The organism is Roseomonas genomospecies 6, assembly GCF_008365375.1.
Lineage (GTDB): Bacteria > Pseudomonadota > Alphaproteobacteria > Azospirillales > Azospirillaceae > Azospirillum.
In genome coordinates, this window is record NZ_QOKW01000012.1 from 80,861 (window position 1) to 97,413 (window position 16,553).

11 protein-coding genes are annotated in these 16,553 nt (G+C 66.7%); 5 read left to right on the forward strand and 6 right to left on the reverse strand.

Annotated features, from left to right (window positions below; translation table 11 throughout):
- The gene (gene cueR, locus DS843_RS16305) at window positions 1-426 is read left to right on the forward strand and encodes a Cu(I)-responsive transcriptional regulator (RefSeq protein WP_149469937.1); all 426 of its coding nucleotides are present in this window, start codon (window positions 1-3) and stop codon (window positions 424-426) included.
- 134 nt (window positions 427-560) lie between these two features.
- Here cueR and DS843_RS16310 read toward each other — a convergent pair whose 3' ends face one another.
- A complete protein-coding gene (locus tag DS843_RS16310; RefSeq protein ID WP_149469938.1) occupies window positions 561-785 on the reverse strand; it encodes a hypothetical protein in 225 nt (74 codons plus the stop codon).
- Window positions 786-850: 65 nt separating this feature from the next.
- On the opposite strand from DS843_RS16310, the gene DS843_RS16315 reads away from it, so the two are divergent.
- On the forward strand, window positions 851-4,537 hold the full coding sequence (locus DS843_RS16315; RefSeq protein WP_149469939.1) for a PAS domain-containing protein: 3,687 nt from the start codon (window positions 851-853) through the stop codon (window positions 4,535-4,537).
- Between the two features lie 237 nt (window positions 4,538-4,774).
- On the opposite strand, the gene DS843_RS16320 is transcribed toward DS843_RS16315, so the two are convergent.
- Complete coding sequence (locus tag DS843_RS16320; RefSeq protein ID WP_149469940.1) at window positions 4,775-5,191, reverse strand: response regulator; 417 nt, start codon at window positions 5,189-5,191, stop codon at window positions 4,775-4,777.
- Complete coding sequence (locus tag DS843_RS16325) at window positions 5,191-6,282, reverse strand: HWE histidine kinase domain-containing protein (RefSeq protein WP_208852257.1); 1,092 nt, start codon at window positions 6,280-6,282, stop codon at window positions 5,191-5,193. Before DS843_RS16325 ends, DS843_RS16320 begins: the two co-directional genes overlap by 1 nt.
- A gap of 517 nt (window positions 6,283-6,799) precedes the next feature.
- Between DS843_RS16325 and DS843_RS16330 the strand changes: the two genes are divergently transcribed.
- From DS843_RS16330 to DS843_RS16340, 3 genes are all read left to right on the forward strand, one after another.
- On the forward strand, window positions 6,800-7,618 hold the full coding sequence (locus tag DS843_RS16330; RefSeq protein WP_149469941.1) for a universal stress protein: 819 nt from the start codon (window positions 6,800-6,802) through the stop codon (window positions 7,616-7,618).
- 662 nt (window positions 7,619-8,280) lie between these two features.
- Window positions 8,281-8,670 carry a response regulator gene (locus DS843_RS16335; protein ID WP_167525339.1) on the forward strand — a complete coding sequence of 130 codons (390 nt, stop codon included), beginning with the start codon at window positions 8,281-8,283 and terminating at the stop codon, window positions 8,668-8,670.
- Between the two features lie 504 nt (window positions 8,671-9,174).
- The gene (locus DS843_RS16340) at window positions 9,175-11,388 is read left to right on the forward strand and encodes a PAS domain-containing sensor histidine kinase (protein ID WP_167525340.1); all 2,214 of its coding nucleotides are present in this window, start codon (window positions 9,175-9,177) and stop codon (window positions 11,386-11,388) included.
- 541 nt (window positions 11,389-11,929) lie between these two features.
- On the opposite strand, the gene DS843_RS16345 is transcribed toward DS843_RS16340, so the two are convergent.
- From DS843_RS16345 to DS843_RS16355, 3 genes are all read right to left on the reverse strand, one after another.
- Complete coding sequence (locus DS843_RS16345) at window positions 11,930-12,766, reverse strand: helix-turn-helix domain-containing protein (RefSeq protein WP_149469944.1); 837 nt, start codon at window positions 12,764-12,766, stop codon at window positions 11,930-11,932.
- Window positions 12,763-13,626, reverse strand: coding sequence for a helix-turn-helix domain-containing protein (locus DS843_RS16350; RefSeq protein ID WP_149469945.1), 864 nt, complete (start codon window positions 13,624-13,626; stop codon window positions 12,763-12,765). The genes DS843_RS16345 and DS843_RS16350 overlap by 4 nt, the downstream gene beginning before the upstream one ends.
- A 416-nt stretch (window positions 13,627-14,042) precedes the next feature.
- The gene (locus tag DS843_RS16355; protein WP_149469946.1) at window positions 14,043-16,469 is read right to left on the reverse strand and encodes an ATP-binding protein; all 2,427 of its coding nucleotides are present in this window, start codon (window positions 16,467-16,469) and stop codon (window positions 14,043-14,045) included.
- Window positions 16,470-16,553: the final 84 nt, after the last annotated feature.

Here is a 16,553-nt window from a genome sequence, read left to right on the forward strand (position 1 = left end):
ATGAACATCGGTGAAGCCGCCAAGGCCTCCGGCGTGAACGCCAAGCTCATCCGGTACTACGAGAGCATCGGGCTCATCCCTGAGGCTGGGCGCACCGCCTCGGGGTACCGGGTCTACACGAGGCAGGAGGTGAACATCCTGAGGTTTGTGAAGCGGGCGCGGACGCTGGGCTTCAGCATCGAGCGCATCCAGCACCTGGTCGGGCTGTGGCGGGACAAGGACCGCGCCAGCGCCGAGGTGAAGCGGGTAGCGCTGGAGCACGTCGCCGAGCTCGAGGCGAAGATCGCCGAGATGCAGGCGATGGCTGACACGTTGCGCGAGCTTGCCGACGCCTGCCACGGCGACCATCGGCCGGACTGCCCAATCCTGCACGACTTGGAGAGCCAGAACACAACAACCGGCCGCGAACAGGTGTCCGCTCACTGACGGCGCTGCTCTTGGCCGCTCCGGTCACAGCACCAGATGCTCCTGTTCTTCATCCATCGTTCAGACCTCCGGTTGCGGTTCAATCTACCGCAGCCAGGTGTCTCGCCGTACCGTGCCGCGCCCCACGAGCGGCATCAGCCTGCACGCAACGGGCGCAAGCCAGGATGCGCCGCGAACCACGACGGGGCTTGCGCAAGCCAGCCGCAACGACCCGACGGTTCTGGCAGGGCAGGAACGATGGTAAAGTTGACTTGGTTCTGAACAAACAGTTCCTCACCGGTCCGTGGGCAGGCTTCCTGATGCTGGCGGCGATCGGTCTGGGCGTGGTGAAAACGACCCGCCAGCGCGCTCGGAGCCATGGTGATGTCCTGCCCTCGGGCAGACACGCACGCTTCGGTGTCAAACATCGACGGTGGAATTGCCCATGCTCCTTTCCACGCTGCCCGACCGTCGTCTGTTCCTGCTCATTGCCGCCGCCATCCTCCCTCTGCTCGGCTTTGAGATCCACAACCAGTTGGACCTGCGCGACTCCCAGGTGGCCGAAGCCCGCCAAGACGCCATGCGCTGGGTCAATCTGGTCCAAGGCGAGCAGGACCGCATCATCGAGGACATCCGCCACGTGCTGGCCACCATGGCCTCGGTCGGTGGCGACGAACTCACCGGCGCGGACTGCCAGCCGTCCATGGATCGGATAAAGACGCACCTGCCCGACTACTTGGTCATCGAAGCCACCGACCGGCACGGGGTGGTGCGCTGCGCCACCGATCCGCGGTCCATCGGCGCGTTCATCGGCGACCGTTCCAACGTGCAAGGGGCGCTCGCCACGGACGCTTTCACCATCGGGGATTACGCCATCGCCGCCAATATCGGTCATCCCATTGTTCCCTTCGCGCTTCCGTTCCATGGAGCGGACGGCCGCCCCGCCGGGGTCCTCACCGCCCTGCTCGACGTGCGTTGGCTGGTCGACTTTCTGGCGCGCAAGCCGTTGCCGCCGGACGCCGCCGTCGCGCTGACGGACCGGCATGGCACCATCCTGGCGCGGGTGCCGGAGATCCCCGGTTTGGTCGGCCAGCCCCTGCCGGATCGGTATCGCTCCATGACCAGGGGCCCGCGCGGTGGGACGGCCGAACTCGTCGGCTTCGACGGGACCACGCGCATCGTCGCCTACTCCCGAGCCGGGGTCGACCAGCCGGACTTGATGGTCTGGGTTGGCTTGAGCAAGGCTCAGGCAATGCGCCTGGTCGAGCAGGCGATGTGGCGGACCGTGGGGGTGTTCATCGGCCTGCTTGCTCTGGCGGGGATGCTGGTCGCCTGGGGGGTGGCCCGCTTCACCCGCGTGCGCGCGGAGGCGACACGCACCGCCCTCAAAATGGCCCGGGTGCTCGAGAGCACGACCGACGCCGTGTTGGAGGTGGACCGCGACTGGCGCGTGGTGTTCATGAATGAGCGCGCGCGGCGCTTGGTTCCGAACCGAACCGATCCGCTCGGCCAGATTCTTTGGGAGGCCTATCCGGAGGTGGTCGGCTCCGACACGTGGTCGCGGTGCCAGGAAACCATGGCCAGCAACGTCGCGTGTGAATTCGAGGCCGTGGGACCGCTCACCGGACGATGGTACGCCGCACGGGCCTTTCCCACCCCGGACGGCCTCGCCGTTTTTTTCCAGGACATCACGGCACGCAAGCAGGTGGAAGAGGAACGCGAGCGCTTGCGCCGCGACCTCGAGAAGGAGCGCACGCTGCTCAAGGGCGTCCTCGCGCATTTGCCGTCGGGGGTGTTCGCGGTCGCCGCCCCCGACGGGCGCCTGCTGCTGCACAACGCCACGGCGGAGCGCCTGCTCGGCCATTCCGTCGTCCTGGCCCAACACGTGCAAGATTATGCCGAGCACGGGGCCATCCACGCCGACGGCTGCCCGTACCGCCCGGAGGAGTACCCGCTCGCCCGTGCCTTGCTGAAGGGCGAAACGGTGATGCAGGAGGAGATGCTGTACCGGCGCGGCGACGGCCGTCTCACCACGTTTGCGGTGAGCGCTGCCCCGGTGCGGGATCCCGAGGGACGCACGGTGATGGCTGTAAGCAACTTCCAGGACATTTCCGGGAGCAAACGCCTGGAGGAGGAGTTGCGCCGCAGCAACGAGCGCCTGAGCCTCGCGCTGAAGGCCGCCCAGGCCGGGATGTTCGATGTCGACCTCCAGACGGACGAGGCGGTGTGGTCCGAGCACAGCTACTGGCTCCTGGGCCTCGATCCCGCCCGTACCACGCCCAGCCTGGATGCCTGGGCGGGAAGGCTGCATCCCGACGACCGGGATTGCGTCCTCGCGGCCAAAGCTGCGGCAATGAGCGGCCGGATGCCCGAGATCGACGTGGAGTACCGCGTGGTGCACCCCGACGACACGGTCCGCTGGCTCGCCGCCCGCGGGCGGGTGACCTCCGCTTCCGACGGCACGCCCCTGCGCATGACGGGCCTGAACATCGACATCACCGCGCGCAAGCAGGCTGAAGAGGCGCTGCGCCGCAGCGAGGAGCGGCTCAGCTTCGCCCTGGTCGCAGCCAGCGCGGGCTTGTGGGACTGGGACATCCGGACCGGGGAACTGACCTGGTCGGAGGGGCTGTACGCGCTGCACGGGCAGACTCCGGACCGTTTTGCGCCGAGCGCCGAGGCGTGGTTGCGCCTCGTTCACCCGGACGACCGCGCGGCCATCGAGCACGCCGTACAGTCGGCGCTGAACGCTACCAAGAGCGACTGTGTCATCGAGCACCGCATCCTCCATCCGGAACGCGGCGAACGCTGGCTCGTGAGCCTCGGCCGGGTTACCCGCGCTTCCGACGGTTCGCTATTGCGTCTGAGCGGGATCAGCCTCGACGTCACCGAGCGCAAACAAATCGAGGAGGCTCTGCGCCGCAGCGAGGAGAGCCTCGCTCTCGCCCTCGCTTCCGCCCGGGCCGGGACCTTCGATTGGGACATGCGGACCGGCGCCGCCGTCTGGTCGCCGGAGCGCTACCGGCTCTTCGGCCTCGATCCCGAACCGGGGCGGGGCGGCTACGCGACGTGGCTGAACGCCATCCATCCCGATGATCGGGAAGCCGTGCTGGCCCGTTGCGCCAAGGCCGTGGCCGAGCGCCGGAGCAACCTCCAGGCCGAGTACCGCGCCGTGCAGCCGGACGGCGCCGTGCGGTGGCTGATGGCGGTGGGGCGGATCACCTACGACGCCGAAGGCTGTCCGCAGCGGATGGTCGGCATCGACGTCGACATCACCGAGCGCAAGGAAATGGAAGAAGCGCTGCGCGCCGCCAAGCGCGAAGCGGAGCGGGCAGATGTGGCCAAATCGCGATTCCTGGCGGCGGCCAGTCATGACCTGCGGCAGCCGTTGCAGGCGCTGTTCCTCTTCGCCGCCGCGCTGCACGGCCAGGTGCTGACGGAGCGGGGTCAGCGCGCCCTAGCGACCCTGGAGCGTAACCTTGAGGCGCTCAAGGGGCTGCTGGACGGCTTGCTCGACATCTCGCGTCTCGATGCCGACGTGATCCGGCCGACCTTTGAGAATGTCCCGATCGCTTCAGCGCTCGACGAGATCGGCGCCTCCTTCGCCCCGGTGGTTCAGCGCAAAGGGCTGGAGTTCACCTTGGATGTCGCGTGCGACGTCGTGGTGCGCAGCGACCGCACCCTGCTCGGCCGGATGATCCGCAACCTCGTCGAGAACGCGATCAAATACACCGAGCACGGCTCGGTCAGCGTAACGTGCCGCGTGGTGGACGGGCGCGCCCGCATCGAGGTGTCCGACACAGGTATCGGCATTCCGGCCGACGAGCAGGACCTCATCTTCCAAGAGTTCCACCAAGTCGGCAACCCCGACAGCGATCAGGCCAAGGGATTGGGCTTGGGGCTTTCCATCGTGCAGCGCCTGGCAAAGCTCCTCGACCACCCCGTGACCGTACGCTCCACGCCCGGGCAGGGCTCGGTGTTCACGCTCGATCTCCCCCTCGGCGCAACCGACACCCTGCGCCCACGTACCCCCTCCACCTCAACGGCACCGGATGATGGCGGGCGGTTGGCAGGGCGGATCGAAGACGAGACTGATGCATCCCGCGAGCCGAACAGAGGGGGACCTGCTCGGTAGGAATGAGACCATTGTCGCCACCCGTGAGCAGAGCGTCCTTTGGCTTCCGGCAGTTCATTCACGAGGCCTGCGACGACCTGGCCCGCTCACTCTGCCTGAGCACCAATACCTTCAAACACGCGCTTACACCAGGACAGCGTCATTGACCCCCTCGCGCGCAAGCTCGATGTCACCTCGGCCGTGGAACAGCGGGATGGATGTCACTTCACACTCGCCATCCCGCCGCCTCAACGCCCATCAGCGCCGCTTGTCGGGTGAGTCCTCGTGGGAAGTCCGATGGACGCCGTCTGCCTCGGCTCCGGCCAGCAAGTCCGTGATCAGGCGGACCAGATCCTCGTTGCGGTAGGGCTTTTGCAGTGTCGGCGTGCCCTGGTACGCCGGTTCCACTCCTTTCAAGCCGTAACCGGTAGCGAACAGGAAAGGGATGCGACGGTCGCGGAGAACGTCGGCGATCGGGTAGCTCCGGCCCTCGCTGAGGTTGACGTCCAGCACGGCCACATGCACGTCGGCTTCCGCAGCCAAACGCAGCCCGTCCTCCAAGCGCATGGCCAGGAGGACCTCGCAGCCGAGGTCGACCAGCATGTCCTCGACGTGCATGGCGACCAAGCTCTCGTCTTCCACCACAAGAACGCGGCACCCGGGTGGTAAGGGCATCAGGACCCCTCATGTGCCGGGCCGGAGGCGCCCGGCGCGCCTGGGCTGCTGGCCGCTTCGCCGAGAGGCGGTAGGCGCACGTCGACGGTACAGTCAACACCGGTGGGCTCGACCGCGAACTTGACCGCCGCACCAAACTCCAGAGCGAACTGCCGTTCGAGCAGCCGGGTGCCGAAACCACGCCGGGCGGGGGGCGTGACCGGCGGCCCGCCCCGCTCCAACCAGTGGAGGTGGAGATCGTCCACACCCCCAGCCGCGGTGACCATCCAGCGGAGCTCAATCCGGCCACTGGGAACGCGCAGAGCTCCGTGCTGGGCCGCGTTGGTCGCCAGCTCGTGCAGCACCATGGCCAGCGCGACGGAAAATTTCGGATTGAGCCGGTGGTCCGGCCCGTCGAGCACAAAGCGGGTCAGGTCAAAGGGGGCAAGGGTGTGCTCGACAACCACCCGCAAGCCTGCGCTCTCCCAATTCTCGTCCGTCAGAATGGTGTGCGCCATCGACAGCGCCAGCAGGCGCGAGTTGAACAGCTCCAACACTTCAGCGTGTTCCGGACCCCGAAAGGTTTGCATGGTGATCGACTGGACAGCGGCCAGCGTGTTCTTCACGCGGTGGTTCAATTCATTGATCAGCCGTCGCTGGTGCGCCTGTGCCACCTTCTCCGCGCGGATGTCGCGCACCTCGATGATGGTGCCGACGACCTGGGCGGCTTCGTCGCGGATCGGACTGGCGGTGAAGGCGACCGGGTAGAAGTGGCCGTCCTTGTGGACGAACACCTCCTCGCCCTGCTCGCGATCATTCTCCGGAAAGGCGCGATCGATCGCGCACTCCTCCAAGGGGAAGGGGCGGCCGTCCGGCCGCGTGTGGTGGATGATGTCGTGCAACGGCCGGTCCAGAACCAACACCTCATCCAACGTGAAGCCGGTCAACTCTTCCGCGGCCCGGTTCATGTAGACGCACCGTTGCCGGTCGTCCATGAGGAAGACGGCGACCGTGGCGTTGTCGAGCACGGCGTTCAGGCGGCGCTCGCTCTCCCGCAGGCGCGTGGCGGTGTGCCGTTCACCCGCGTGTTCGTTGCCGTCGTCGTCCGCCACGACTGATCCCCCTCATGCCTTCGGCAATTTGCCTGACATTGGCTTGAATGGAAATGCCCAGGTCAAGTGAGAAGCGCCCTTCGCTGCGCTGGCGCTGTCGGCCGGTGCGGAAGCTGTGGTGTCGCCCATCGCCACCCGGAAGACGCTTACGCCCAACAGTGCTCCGGGGGGGCACATCACGGTTCCGTGGTCAATTCCGGTGGCTTTGCCCGTGTCACGGTTGATGTGGTGACGCCGCCGAAACATCGCCCCCTTATACCGTCAAGACTGCGCTTACGGGTATGACCGCTCTCAACGGGGCGCCACCGATGCTCCGATCCGGGGTGTTCTGGATCAGGGCGGCGGAGCGGAGAACGGTGGACACTGCCCCCAACGAACAAGCTGCCGGACGGCGGCGGGCGTGGATGGATTGCCTCGGGGACTTCCGAAGCCGCGGGTTCGTTTGCCTGGTTTGCCTGAGCACCTCGGAACACCCTCCACACCGCGACGGGACGGCGGCGTACGGAGGAGGCGCGCCATGCCGTTCAAGAAGATCCTGGTGCCGGTGCTCGAGGGCGCCGCCGAATTCGCCGCGTTCCGGGCCGCGCTGACCATCGCCTGCCGCTACAACGCCCATGTCGATGCCCTGCACATCGGCGACGAGCCGCTGTCGACGTCGGCGCGGGAAGCCGCACGGCAGGCGTACAGCCGCTTCATGGTCGCGGTGGCCGCCTATGGCGTTCCCATGCAGGAGCGGGCCGCGGACCCAAGCTCCGTCTCAGCGTCCTGGCGCGAGGTCACGATCTGCGTCCCCGAGGAGATCGGCTTCGCGGCGCACGACGCCAAGCTGGTGGTGTTCGCGGCGGACAGCATCGACCTGAACAGCCGCCTCGGCCGGATCCTGCAAACGACCCTGCTCGACTCCGGGCGTCCCGTTCTGATCGTGCCCGGCGGTACGGCCGCGCCGTTCGGCCGCAAAGTGGCGATCGCCTGGAACGGTGACCGGGAAGTCCAGCACGCCGTCGATGGCGCCGTGCCGCTGCTCGGCCGTGCCGACGCCGTGGTCGTGCTGTGCGACCCGGCGGTCCTCGGCGACGCCGTCAAGAGCCAGGAGCTTCAGGCCTGCCTGACGCGGCATAACCTCGCCGCCGAGATTGTCCCGCTCGACCAACGGGGCCGCCAGACCTCTCAGGTGCTCGTGGACAAGGCGAAGGCGTTGGGCGCCGACATCCTCGTCATAGGCGCGCATCCGATACCCGGCCGCGCTCTGCCGTTCCCCGCAACGCTTGGCGTCACTGGTGCCGTCACGCGGCATGTCTTCGACCACGTCGAGATGCCGACGCTGATGGCCTCGTGAACCGGAGCGGACAATCGAAGAGGCCCACCGCGGGGGACCCGGGGCGTATAACTCTGAAACCATTACAGGCTCTTGCGACGGCGCGGGGGACGTGGGTTGTCGGTCCGCGGGGTCCCGTTCGCGTTCTTGCTTGGGGAAAGTTGGCCTTTTTGCCTTCTTGCGGAATTGATCGCGATGCCGGGCATGCGTGCGCAACACTTGGCATCCCTGGCCGTTATGAGTACCGATCTTCGGAGCCACCCCCCTCCAAAGATCCTCCCATCACCCGGATGCTGTTCTCGTTCGGCGGGACCTCTCCTGGCCGGGTTATGGAAGCGTGGTTCTGTATGGGCGTTTCCTCCCTAGACTCAGGCCGCAGCGCTTGGCTGCGGCCTTTCTTTTTGCGTCTCGTTCACTCAAACCCACGGCATCCGAGTGGTTGGGCGCCTCGCTGCCGGGTTCGTGGGTAAAATGCCCCTACCGCTTTGGCGTTGTTGCGGAAACGGGGCGTCCTGATGTTGCGATCTTGCGGTTTTCTCGTCGCATCGCCCGTCACCGCTGTGATGAGGTGCCCCCGCCCGGGTTTCCGGAACACCGGGGCTTCTCCGTGCCGGACACGGCCGTTCCTCGGGCCCGTTCGCCCCGGAACCGGAACACTCGCATCAGAAGGAGGGCTGCGCCCCGTGACAGCCGCGAACGCCAACGCTTACGATGGCAAGACCCTTGTGGTGATCGAAGACAACGCCCAGCTTCGGTTTGCCCTGACGATTTTTCTGAAAGAGCACGGCTACACGGTGGCCGCGGCGGCGTCGTACGAGGAGGCCATGGGCCTGCTCGACGCCCATGGCGGGCCGCCGGACGCCATCCTCACCGACTACGATTTGGGCGATGGCCGGACCGGGCTCGATACGATCCGGGACGTTCATGCCCGGTACGGCCACAGCATTTCCGCCATCGTCCTAACCAGCGAATCCCTCCCCAAGAGCATCGTCGAGATCCAGCGGCTGTGCCACCGTCTGCTCCACAAGCCGGTGTCTCCGGCGACGCTCCTGGACGCCCTCGCCGCGGTCTGAGGGGCATCTCCATGAGACAGCCGATGCCGACGCACAACGCACGAGAAAACCGATCACCGGTGGCTGGGCGGATGCCTTCGGACGCTGACATCGACGCCTTGCTCCGCCATGTTCCCCCGCATCTCCGGCACGCCGCACGGGCGGTCATCCAAGCGTACCTCACCGGTCTCCACACCCGCCGCTACGGCCTGGAGCGGATCGCCGGAGTGGTCGCGTCACGGTCGTTCGAAGCGTATCTCCGGGACTGGTTGGGAAACCGGCTCCAGGATGGCCGGTAGCCGCGGGTGGCACGCCCAAGACATGCGAACCACAAGGATGGAAGAGGTTTCCGTGACCGGTCTCTTGCCGGGCAATGGCGATAACCGGGAACTCTGTCCCGGACCTCGACCGAAAGTGCACATCGACGCCGTCTCCGGACCATTTCATACTGCCTGCCCTCAAAAGGAGCAGCGTGCCGGAGTGAAGGAACAGCGCCGCGGCACACCGGTCCCCGGAGAAGGTTTGATGACTGTGCGCAACGCCGATGTTCGGACCGATGGTCGTTCCTCCGTGTCCTGCGCGGATTCGGAGAATTGGCTCGGCTTGGCGCTCGAAGGCGCGGGCATGGGCGCGTGGCGCTGCTGTCCGGAGTCGGGGCGCTTCGAGGCGACCGCCACGGCCAAGAGGCTGCACGGCCTGCCGGACGACGCGCTGCTGGACGCAGCCGCCGCTATGGAGGTGGTTCACCCGGACGACCGCGAGCGGGTCCGCCAAGCCCTCGAGACGGCCATCAAATACGGTGAGCCGTACTATGCCGAGTTTCGAACGGTTCTTCCCAGCGGCACCATCCGCTGGCTCCTCTCCCGCGGCCGCTGGGTGTCGTCCCCCGGCGAACCGACGCCCCACATGGTCGGCGTCGTCCAGGACATCAGCGAGCGCAGGCAGGCGGAAGAGGCGCTGGCACGGAGCGAGGAACGGTTCCGGGTCGCGCTGGCCGACGCCCCGATCGTCGTGTTCTGCCAGGACCGGGACCTGCGTTACACCTGGATGTACAACCCACGCATGGGCTTCGTGGCCGCCGACGTCCTGGGCAAGACCGACGCTGAGCTTCTCGACCCGGAGAGCGCCGCGCCGGTGATGGCGGTGAAGCGGCAGGTGCTGGCGACCGGCGAACCGGCCCGCGCCGAGGTCACGACGGCCTGCTCCGGCCGTGTGGAGACCTACGACCTGTATGTCGAGGCGCTGCGCGACGCCGATGGGCGGATCGTCGGCGTGCGGTGCGCCGCCACCGACATCACCGAGCGCAAGCGGGCCGAAGAAGCCCTGCGCAACAGCGAGGCGCGCTTCCGCACGCTGTTCGACACCCTGACGCTCGGCGTGGTCCTTCAGGATGCCTCGGGCGAGATCACCGACGCCAACGCCGCCGCCCAGGACATCCTTGGCTTGTCGTTCGACGAACTGCGTGGGCGCGTATCGCGCGACCCGCGCTGGCACGCGACGGACGAGCACGGCCAGCCGCTGGAGAGCAACGCGCATCCGGCCATGCTCGCGCTGCGGACCGGGCAGCCGGTGCAACTGCGGATGATGGGGGTCTTCAACCCACGGCGCGGCGAGCGGCGCTGGCTGGAGGTCGACGCCATCCCCCAGTTCCGTCCGGGTGACCCGCAGCCCTCCATGGTGTGCTCGGTGTTCCACGACGTCACCGACCAGCGCCGGGCGGAGCAGGCGCTGCGCGACAGCGAGGAACGGCTGCGCGAGGCCCAGGACATCGCCGGGCTGGGCTTCTGGGAATTTGACGTGATCGCCCGGAACATCACCTGGTGTGACGCCATATTCCGGATGCTCGGCCGCGATCCGCGCGAGGGTCCGCCAACCTTTGATGAGGTTCGCACGCTCCTGCACCCCGAGGACCGGCCCTTGCTCGATACCTTTGTGGAGCGCGCGGCAGCAACCTGCGAGGACTACGAGGTGGACTGGCGCCTGCGCCACGTCGATGGGGCGTACCGCTGGGTGCGCACCCGGGCGCGGGCGTTCGCGGATAAGGCCGGACAATGCGTGCGGCTGGTCGGCACCGACTTGGACATCACCGAGCGCAAGCGGGTCGACGAGGACCTGCGGCGTCTGGTCGAGCAGCGCGAGACGCTGGTCCGTGAGGCGCACCACCGCATCAAGAACAGCATCGCCTCGATCGCCGGGCTGCTGGCGATGCAAGCCCGCTCCGAGGCCTCGGACACGGCGCGTGAGGCACTGCTCGACGCCCAACAGCGCGTCCACACGGTCGGGCGCATCCACGAGGCGCTCTACCGTTCGGAGAGCTTCACTGCGGTTGATGTGGGGGCGCACCTGCAAGCGCTGATGGGGGACATCGCGCGGTCGGCGGTGACCCGGAAGGGGCACCCGCCGACACTGCGTCTCCAGTGCCCAGTGGGGATTGATCTGTCCGCCGACACCGTCACGCCGCTGTCGATGATCGCGGTCGAGCTCGTCACCAACGCCCTCAAGTACGCGGGTGGTGCCCAGGACGACGTCGAGATCGACATCGCTCTGGCCAGCGGCTCGCCGATGCGCCTGGTCGTGGCCGACAACGGCCAGGGGTTGCCCGCCGGAGCCCGAAAGACGAGCGGCCTGGGCTTGCGCCTCGTTGACCTCTTGACACGGCAACTCCGGGGAACGGTGTCGTTCGAAAACACCCCGACCGGGTTGCGGGTGACCGTGGCGTTCCCATCCCAACGGACGTGATGGCCGCCGGTGGCAAAGCACGGCGGAGGTCGCCTGAGACTCCAGAAGTTCGCTTTTCCCGAACGTCAACGCAACACGCCCGTCATAGTCCTGTTGAACCGGGCATCGACGGAAATGCCGAACATGACACCCAAGTTGCCAGAAGGACAAGCTCGCAGGCTGCTGAAACTGGCCCGGCGGGCGGCCAACCTCGCTACGCAGACGCAACACCATGCCGCGAGGGCGTCGAGCATGGTCCAAGAGGCCCACATTCAGGCCCAGGAAGCCCACGCCAGAGCCAATCAGGCCCACCGACGTGCCGCAGACAAACACCGGCGGGCGGCGGCCTTCTTACGAAACAAAGGATAGGGCTCTGTTCGCGATACCCGTCGTATGAAGTGAACCTCGTACGCTTCCCCCGAGATGTCTGGCCCCGAGGAGTCTGTTGGGTTGACGGCGCCGGGTTTGGTCGATGAAGGCGACCACGGCCGCTTCCATGTTGACAGGGGCTGACGGCCGAGGATGTTGGCAGGCCAACGGAACAATCCCGGCCTGCCGTGAATCACTGGAGCTTCTGAAAGACGGTGCGCAGCAAGGTCACTGGCACACCCGTGCGAGCGGCGGCCTCCTCCGGCGGATGACTTCCCCGGACCAACAGGTCGTCGGCAACCGCGTGGCGCCGCTGGCCAATGTACTGGCGCGGCGTCATGCCGAACGCCGCCCGGAAGCTCTGCCACAGCACCGTAGGCGGCAGGTCGACGGCTTGGGCGACCATGCGCGTCGCAAGCGTCGGCTCGGCGAGGGACTGATCGATGTACGCGCAGGCGGGCCGCAGGTCGACAACGCCCGTCAGAGGCTTGGGAACCGGATTGGCGATCAGCGCCGTCCGCACGGCGTGCAGCGTCAGGAGCGTTGCGGCAGCTTGCAGGCCATGTCCAGCGAGGGCGGCCCGTTCGGTAAAGCTGCTCTGGATGATGCTGCCGACCGCGTGCGCCGCGGCATCGGCATGCCCAAGAACCGTCCGAACATCGGCCCCGTCGATGCCATACTCCTCGAGCAGCATGTCTTCAAGATGGCCGGGCGCCACCGTGACGGCAATGTAGGGGCCGCTGTTCGGCGCGATGATCTTCGCCCGCGTCTCCGCCGGGTAGAAGGTCAGACCACCCGGCGGAATGACGACCCGCTTGTAGTGGTCACTTTCCACGGCGATGTCGCACGGCGACTCCTGGAGGTTGACCGCAAGAACATGGTCGGTCAGCCGGAAGTGCGTTTCGCAGTCGCAGCCGGGCACGTATTCGACGATGCCTCCGGTGATCGGCTGGCGCATGCCCCAGCCGTCCGGCATCTCGGTCACCGGCGGGCCATCGAGCGGGATGTGATGAATGGGAACGTCGGTCATGATCGGTCAGCCCGGTATTGCATTGGGGTCACGCCGAGAACTTTGCGGAACACCGTGGAGAAGTGGGTGGGGTTGGGAAAACCGCAGCGGGCGGCAACGTCGGCGATGGGCAACGTGGTCGTCGCCAGCAGACTCCCGGCGCGCTCCAGCCGCCGCTCCATCACATATCGGCACGGCGGCTTGCCGGTGTCCTGGCGGAAACAGCGGGCGAAGTGATACGGGCTCAGCCCGGCCACCGACGCTAGGCTCTCCAGAGAAAGCTCCTCGGCAAGGTGCTCCTCGACATGGTCCAGCACCCGGCGAAGCACGGCAGGCGAGAGGCTGGAGCGGACGACCGGAGTCGGAGCCCGTCGCGCTTGTCGAATGGCTTCGGCCGCGATCAGCGTCAGCAGGGACTCCAGGTAGAGTGGCCCCCAGCTTTCCCCGTCCGCCGTGATCACGACGTTGTGCAGCAGGCGGGTCAGGTGAAGGGCGTTCGGGGTGCGGATCGGCACGGAAACGCCAAGTGCCGCCGGGCCGTCGTCACAGATGTCCGCCGTGATGGACGCAAGCCGTTCCGGCGTCATGCTGACGATGGCGTAGTGATGCGGCGCATCACACGCGATGTGGAACTCGGTGCCACCCGGGAAGTAGCTCAAGTCACCGGGTGCGGAATCCAGCTTGCGCAAACGATCGGAATTGATGGCGACCAACCCCGGCGACGCGCGGAACAGGGAACAGATGGCGGGCCCGCCATGCCCGCCGCGCGCGGTGATGGCCGGAGAGGCGATGGATTGCAGAATCAATCCGTTCAGGGTCCATTCGCGAACCACCGGCCGCTCCTGGTCAGGAGGGATTGGGTCCAACCGGTAGCCCCCCATCCCGCTCCTCCGTCATCTGTGGCTCTGTCGGCAGCCCCGTCCAACGGTTTCAGCGCACCATCGTGACGGAGGTCTGCATGGTACCGTCCCGGGCGGTCGGGAGCATCTGCCCATTGGTGGACGTGTCTGCGGGCCAGCAAGACGCAGATCCTCCCGGCTCGCCGCGCCCAGTGGCAGCACCCGGAGGGTTGGCACCCCAACTCGAGGCTGATGTTGGTGTCGACGCTGCCAAGCCTGGAGCGAGGTGGGGCTTCTTCCTGCGGCTCACCGCCCCCGGCGCCGCCAAGCGGGAGTTGGTGCTCATCCCGGCAAACTTGGGCTAACCGGGTGTTCTCTGCGCGACAGCAAGCGAGTGATCGGCATCGGCGTCGCCCTGGCTGCCATGACTTCGCCCAGCGGGATCGCCGATGTCGTCATTACGCGACGTTGAGGAGTCGTCTCACGACCTGATGAAGCTGCCGCGGTGTCACCGGCTTGAAGGCCACACCAACCCCCACCCCCGTGGCCTCACGCTGCCATTCCATGCCGGTCTCCCCGGTCAACACGATGGCGGGCACCTCGGCGCCGACCAAGCGACGGAGCTCCTGGATCGCCTCGATGCCGGTGCGTCCTTCGCGGAGGCGGTAATCGGCGATGATGATGTCGGGGATACGCTTGGATGCCTTTACTCGGTCCAAGACCTGTTCCACTGATCCACCGCTCAACGTCTCGTACCCCCAGCCATGGAAGATGGACTGCAATCCCAAGAGCACGATCTCGTCGTCATCCACCAACACGGCAAACCGTCCGCTCCCATCCTTGGGAACAGCTCCTTCTGGCACCTTGGGGCTCTGCACTTCCATCTGGCCGAGCGGCATATCCACTGAAAACACGGAGCCTCCGCCTGGCGTAGATCGGACATTGACCGGGTGATCCAGCAGTTCCGACAAACGCCGCACGATGGACAAGCCCAAGCCAAGCCCACGGCTGCGGTCCCGCTCCGAATTGCTGACCTGATGGAACTCGTCAAAGATCCGGGTCAGGTGGTCGGGCGGAATCCCAATTCCGCTGTCCCGGACCTCAAGGCGAGCGCAGCCGTCCACCACGCGGCATTCCAAGCGGATGACGCCGCTCTCGGTGTACTTGATGGCGTTTTCAACCAGGTTGCGCACCATGCGGCCAAGCAGGCTCCGGTCGCTGCGCACCGCCACGCCTCCGGGAACGGCAACCTGAAGCTCCAGCCCCTTGGCCATGGCGATCGGGGCGAAGGAGGCGCCGATCTGGTCGAGGACCGGCTTGACCGCGAAGTCCTCGACGGTCGGCTTGACGCCACCCGCGTCCAGGCGGGACATGTCGAGCAAGCCCTCCAGCAGCCCCTTCAGGGTGTCCAGGCCACGCTCCAGCATGGTCATGGCGTCCTGGCCGCGCTGGTCATGAACGTGCCCGCGCAACGCCTCGGCGAAGAAGAACAGCGACTGCATCGGCTGGCGCAGGTCGTGGCTGGCTGCCGCCAGAAACTTCGACTTCGCCAGATTGGCCTGTTCGGCGTGCGCCTTGGCTGCGCGAAGGTCGTCTTCCAGCCGCTTGCGCTCGGTGATGTCGGTCACCGAAGCGACCCCCAGGGTGATGCGGCCGTCCCGGTCACGGAGCGGATCTGCGTTGACCACAAAGGTCTTCACGTCACCATCAGGGTGGCGGTACAGCATCTCCTCCTGCTTGACGGTCTCACCGTGCAGGATGGCGCGGGCAAGCGGGTAGTCCTCGGCCCGGTAGGGGGTGCCGTCGCGGTGGAAGGCGGTGTGCGAGGCGTATTCGCCGATGTCGCGCAACGGCTTGAGCGGAGCACCGACCACACGGTCGGCTGCTTCGTTGTGCAGCACCAGCTTCCCCGTCGGCGCTTCCGCGACGAGGACGCCGGACGGCAGGTTGGCGATGACCGCCTTCAGCAGTCTGCGCTCGCTGTCACGGACCCAGGCGACCCGCCGGATGAGCCAGCCCCCGCAAGCCGCCGACAGCGCCAACACGGCCAGGAACAGCAGCATCGAGCGCAGCGCCGCGAGGTCAACCGAGCGCATCGCGGCCTCCTTGCCGATGCCCACCGCCAGCATGACGCCTCGGCCCCCGCTGCCCGGAGGCGAGTATGCCACCACACGTTCGACATCGTCGAAGCCGGTGAGTTCAACCACTTTCCGCTCATCACCTTCCAGAAAATGGCGGAATCGCTCAGGCAACGGTTGTCCGATCAACTCCGGCTTCGGGGGAATACGCGCCATCATGGCACCTGTCGCATCGGTGAGCAGGATGGCGGTGTTGGCGGGCAACGGCTTGCGTGCCAGGTAGCCTTCCAACCAGCTGAGGTCGAGCAGCCCGGCGATCACCCCGGCGTGCACGCCATCGGGACCAGTGTAGGGCAGACCGAAGGGAAGGATCGCCTTGCCGATGCCGATGGCGAAGCCGAACTCGCCAATCGAAAACTCACCCGTGGCCAGCGCACGCTGGATGTTGGCGCGACCGCCAAGGAAGACACCAATGGCGCGCGGGTCGGTGGCGCACCGGACGGTTCCCTGGAGATCGGTGACTTCGATGGTCAGGTACGAGGGAATGTGTTCGTTCAGCCGCTCCAGGGCCGCCTGGCAATCCGGCCCCGAGAGTTCCGCCGCCGTCGTCCCGAGCACCGTCATGATGTCGCGCATGTTGTCGATGATGCGGTGCTGTTCGGTTTCCAGGAGGTCGAGCAGCTGCCGAACCTCCTGGCCAAGCTCCGCCTCACGCGAAGCCCGCAGGTTCAGCTGCGTGTAGGCTTGAAACCCGACCAGAGGGGCGACGGCCAACAGAAAGAGGAGGATGTGTCGGATACGCGCCATCAGACCGCTCCCCTCCCTTGCACGCCCCTTGGGCTCTTCTCCGTCGCGGAATCCATTAGATACCGCTGAGATAACCGGCTGCAA

Coding starts and splice junctions, on each gene's coding strand:
- cueR (WP_149469937.1), top strand. CDS start 1: ATGAACATCGGTGAAGCCGCCAAGGCCTCCGGCGTGAACGCCAAGCTC.
- DS843_RS16310 (WP_149469938.1), bottom strand. CDS start 785: ATGGCTCCGAGCGCGCTGGCGGGTCGTTTTCACCACGCCCAGACCGAT.
- DS843_RS16315 (WP_149469939.1), top strand. CDS start 851: ATGCTCCTTTCCACGCTGCCCGACCGTCGTCTGTTCCTGCTCATTGCC.
- DS843_RS16320 (WP_149469940.1), bottom strand. CDS start 5,191: ATGCCCTTACCACCCGGGTGCCGCGTTCTTGTGGTGGAAGACGAGAGC.
- DS843_RS16330 (WP_149469941.1), top strand. CDS start 6,800: ATGCCGTTCAAGAAGATCCTGGTGCCGGTGCTCGAGGGCGCCGCCGAA.
- DS843_RS16340 (WP_167525340.1), top strand. CDS start 9,175: ATGACTGTGCGCAACGCCGATGTTCGGACCGATGGTCGTTCCTCCGTG.
- DS843_RS16345 (WP_149469944.1), bottom strand. CDS start 12,766: ATGACCGACGTTCCCATTCATCACATCCCGCTCGATGGCCCGCCGGTG.
- DS843_RS16350 (WP_149469945.1), bottom strand. CDS start 13,626: ATGGGGGGCTACCGGTTGGACCCAATCCCTCCTGACCAGGAGCGGCCG.
- DS843_RS16355 (WP_149469946.1), bottom strand. CDS start 16,469: ATGGCGCGTATCCGACACATCCTCCTCTTTCTGTTGGCCGTCGCCCCT.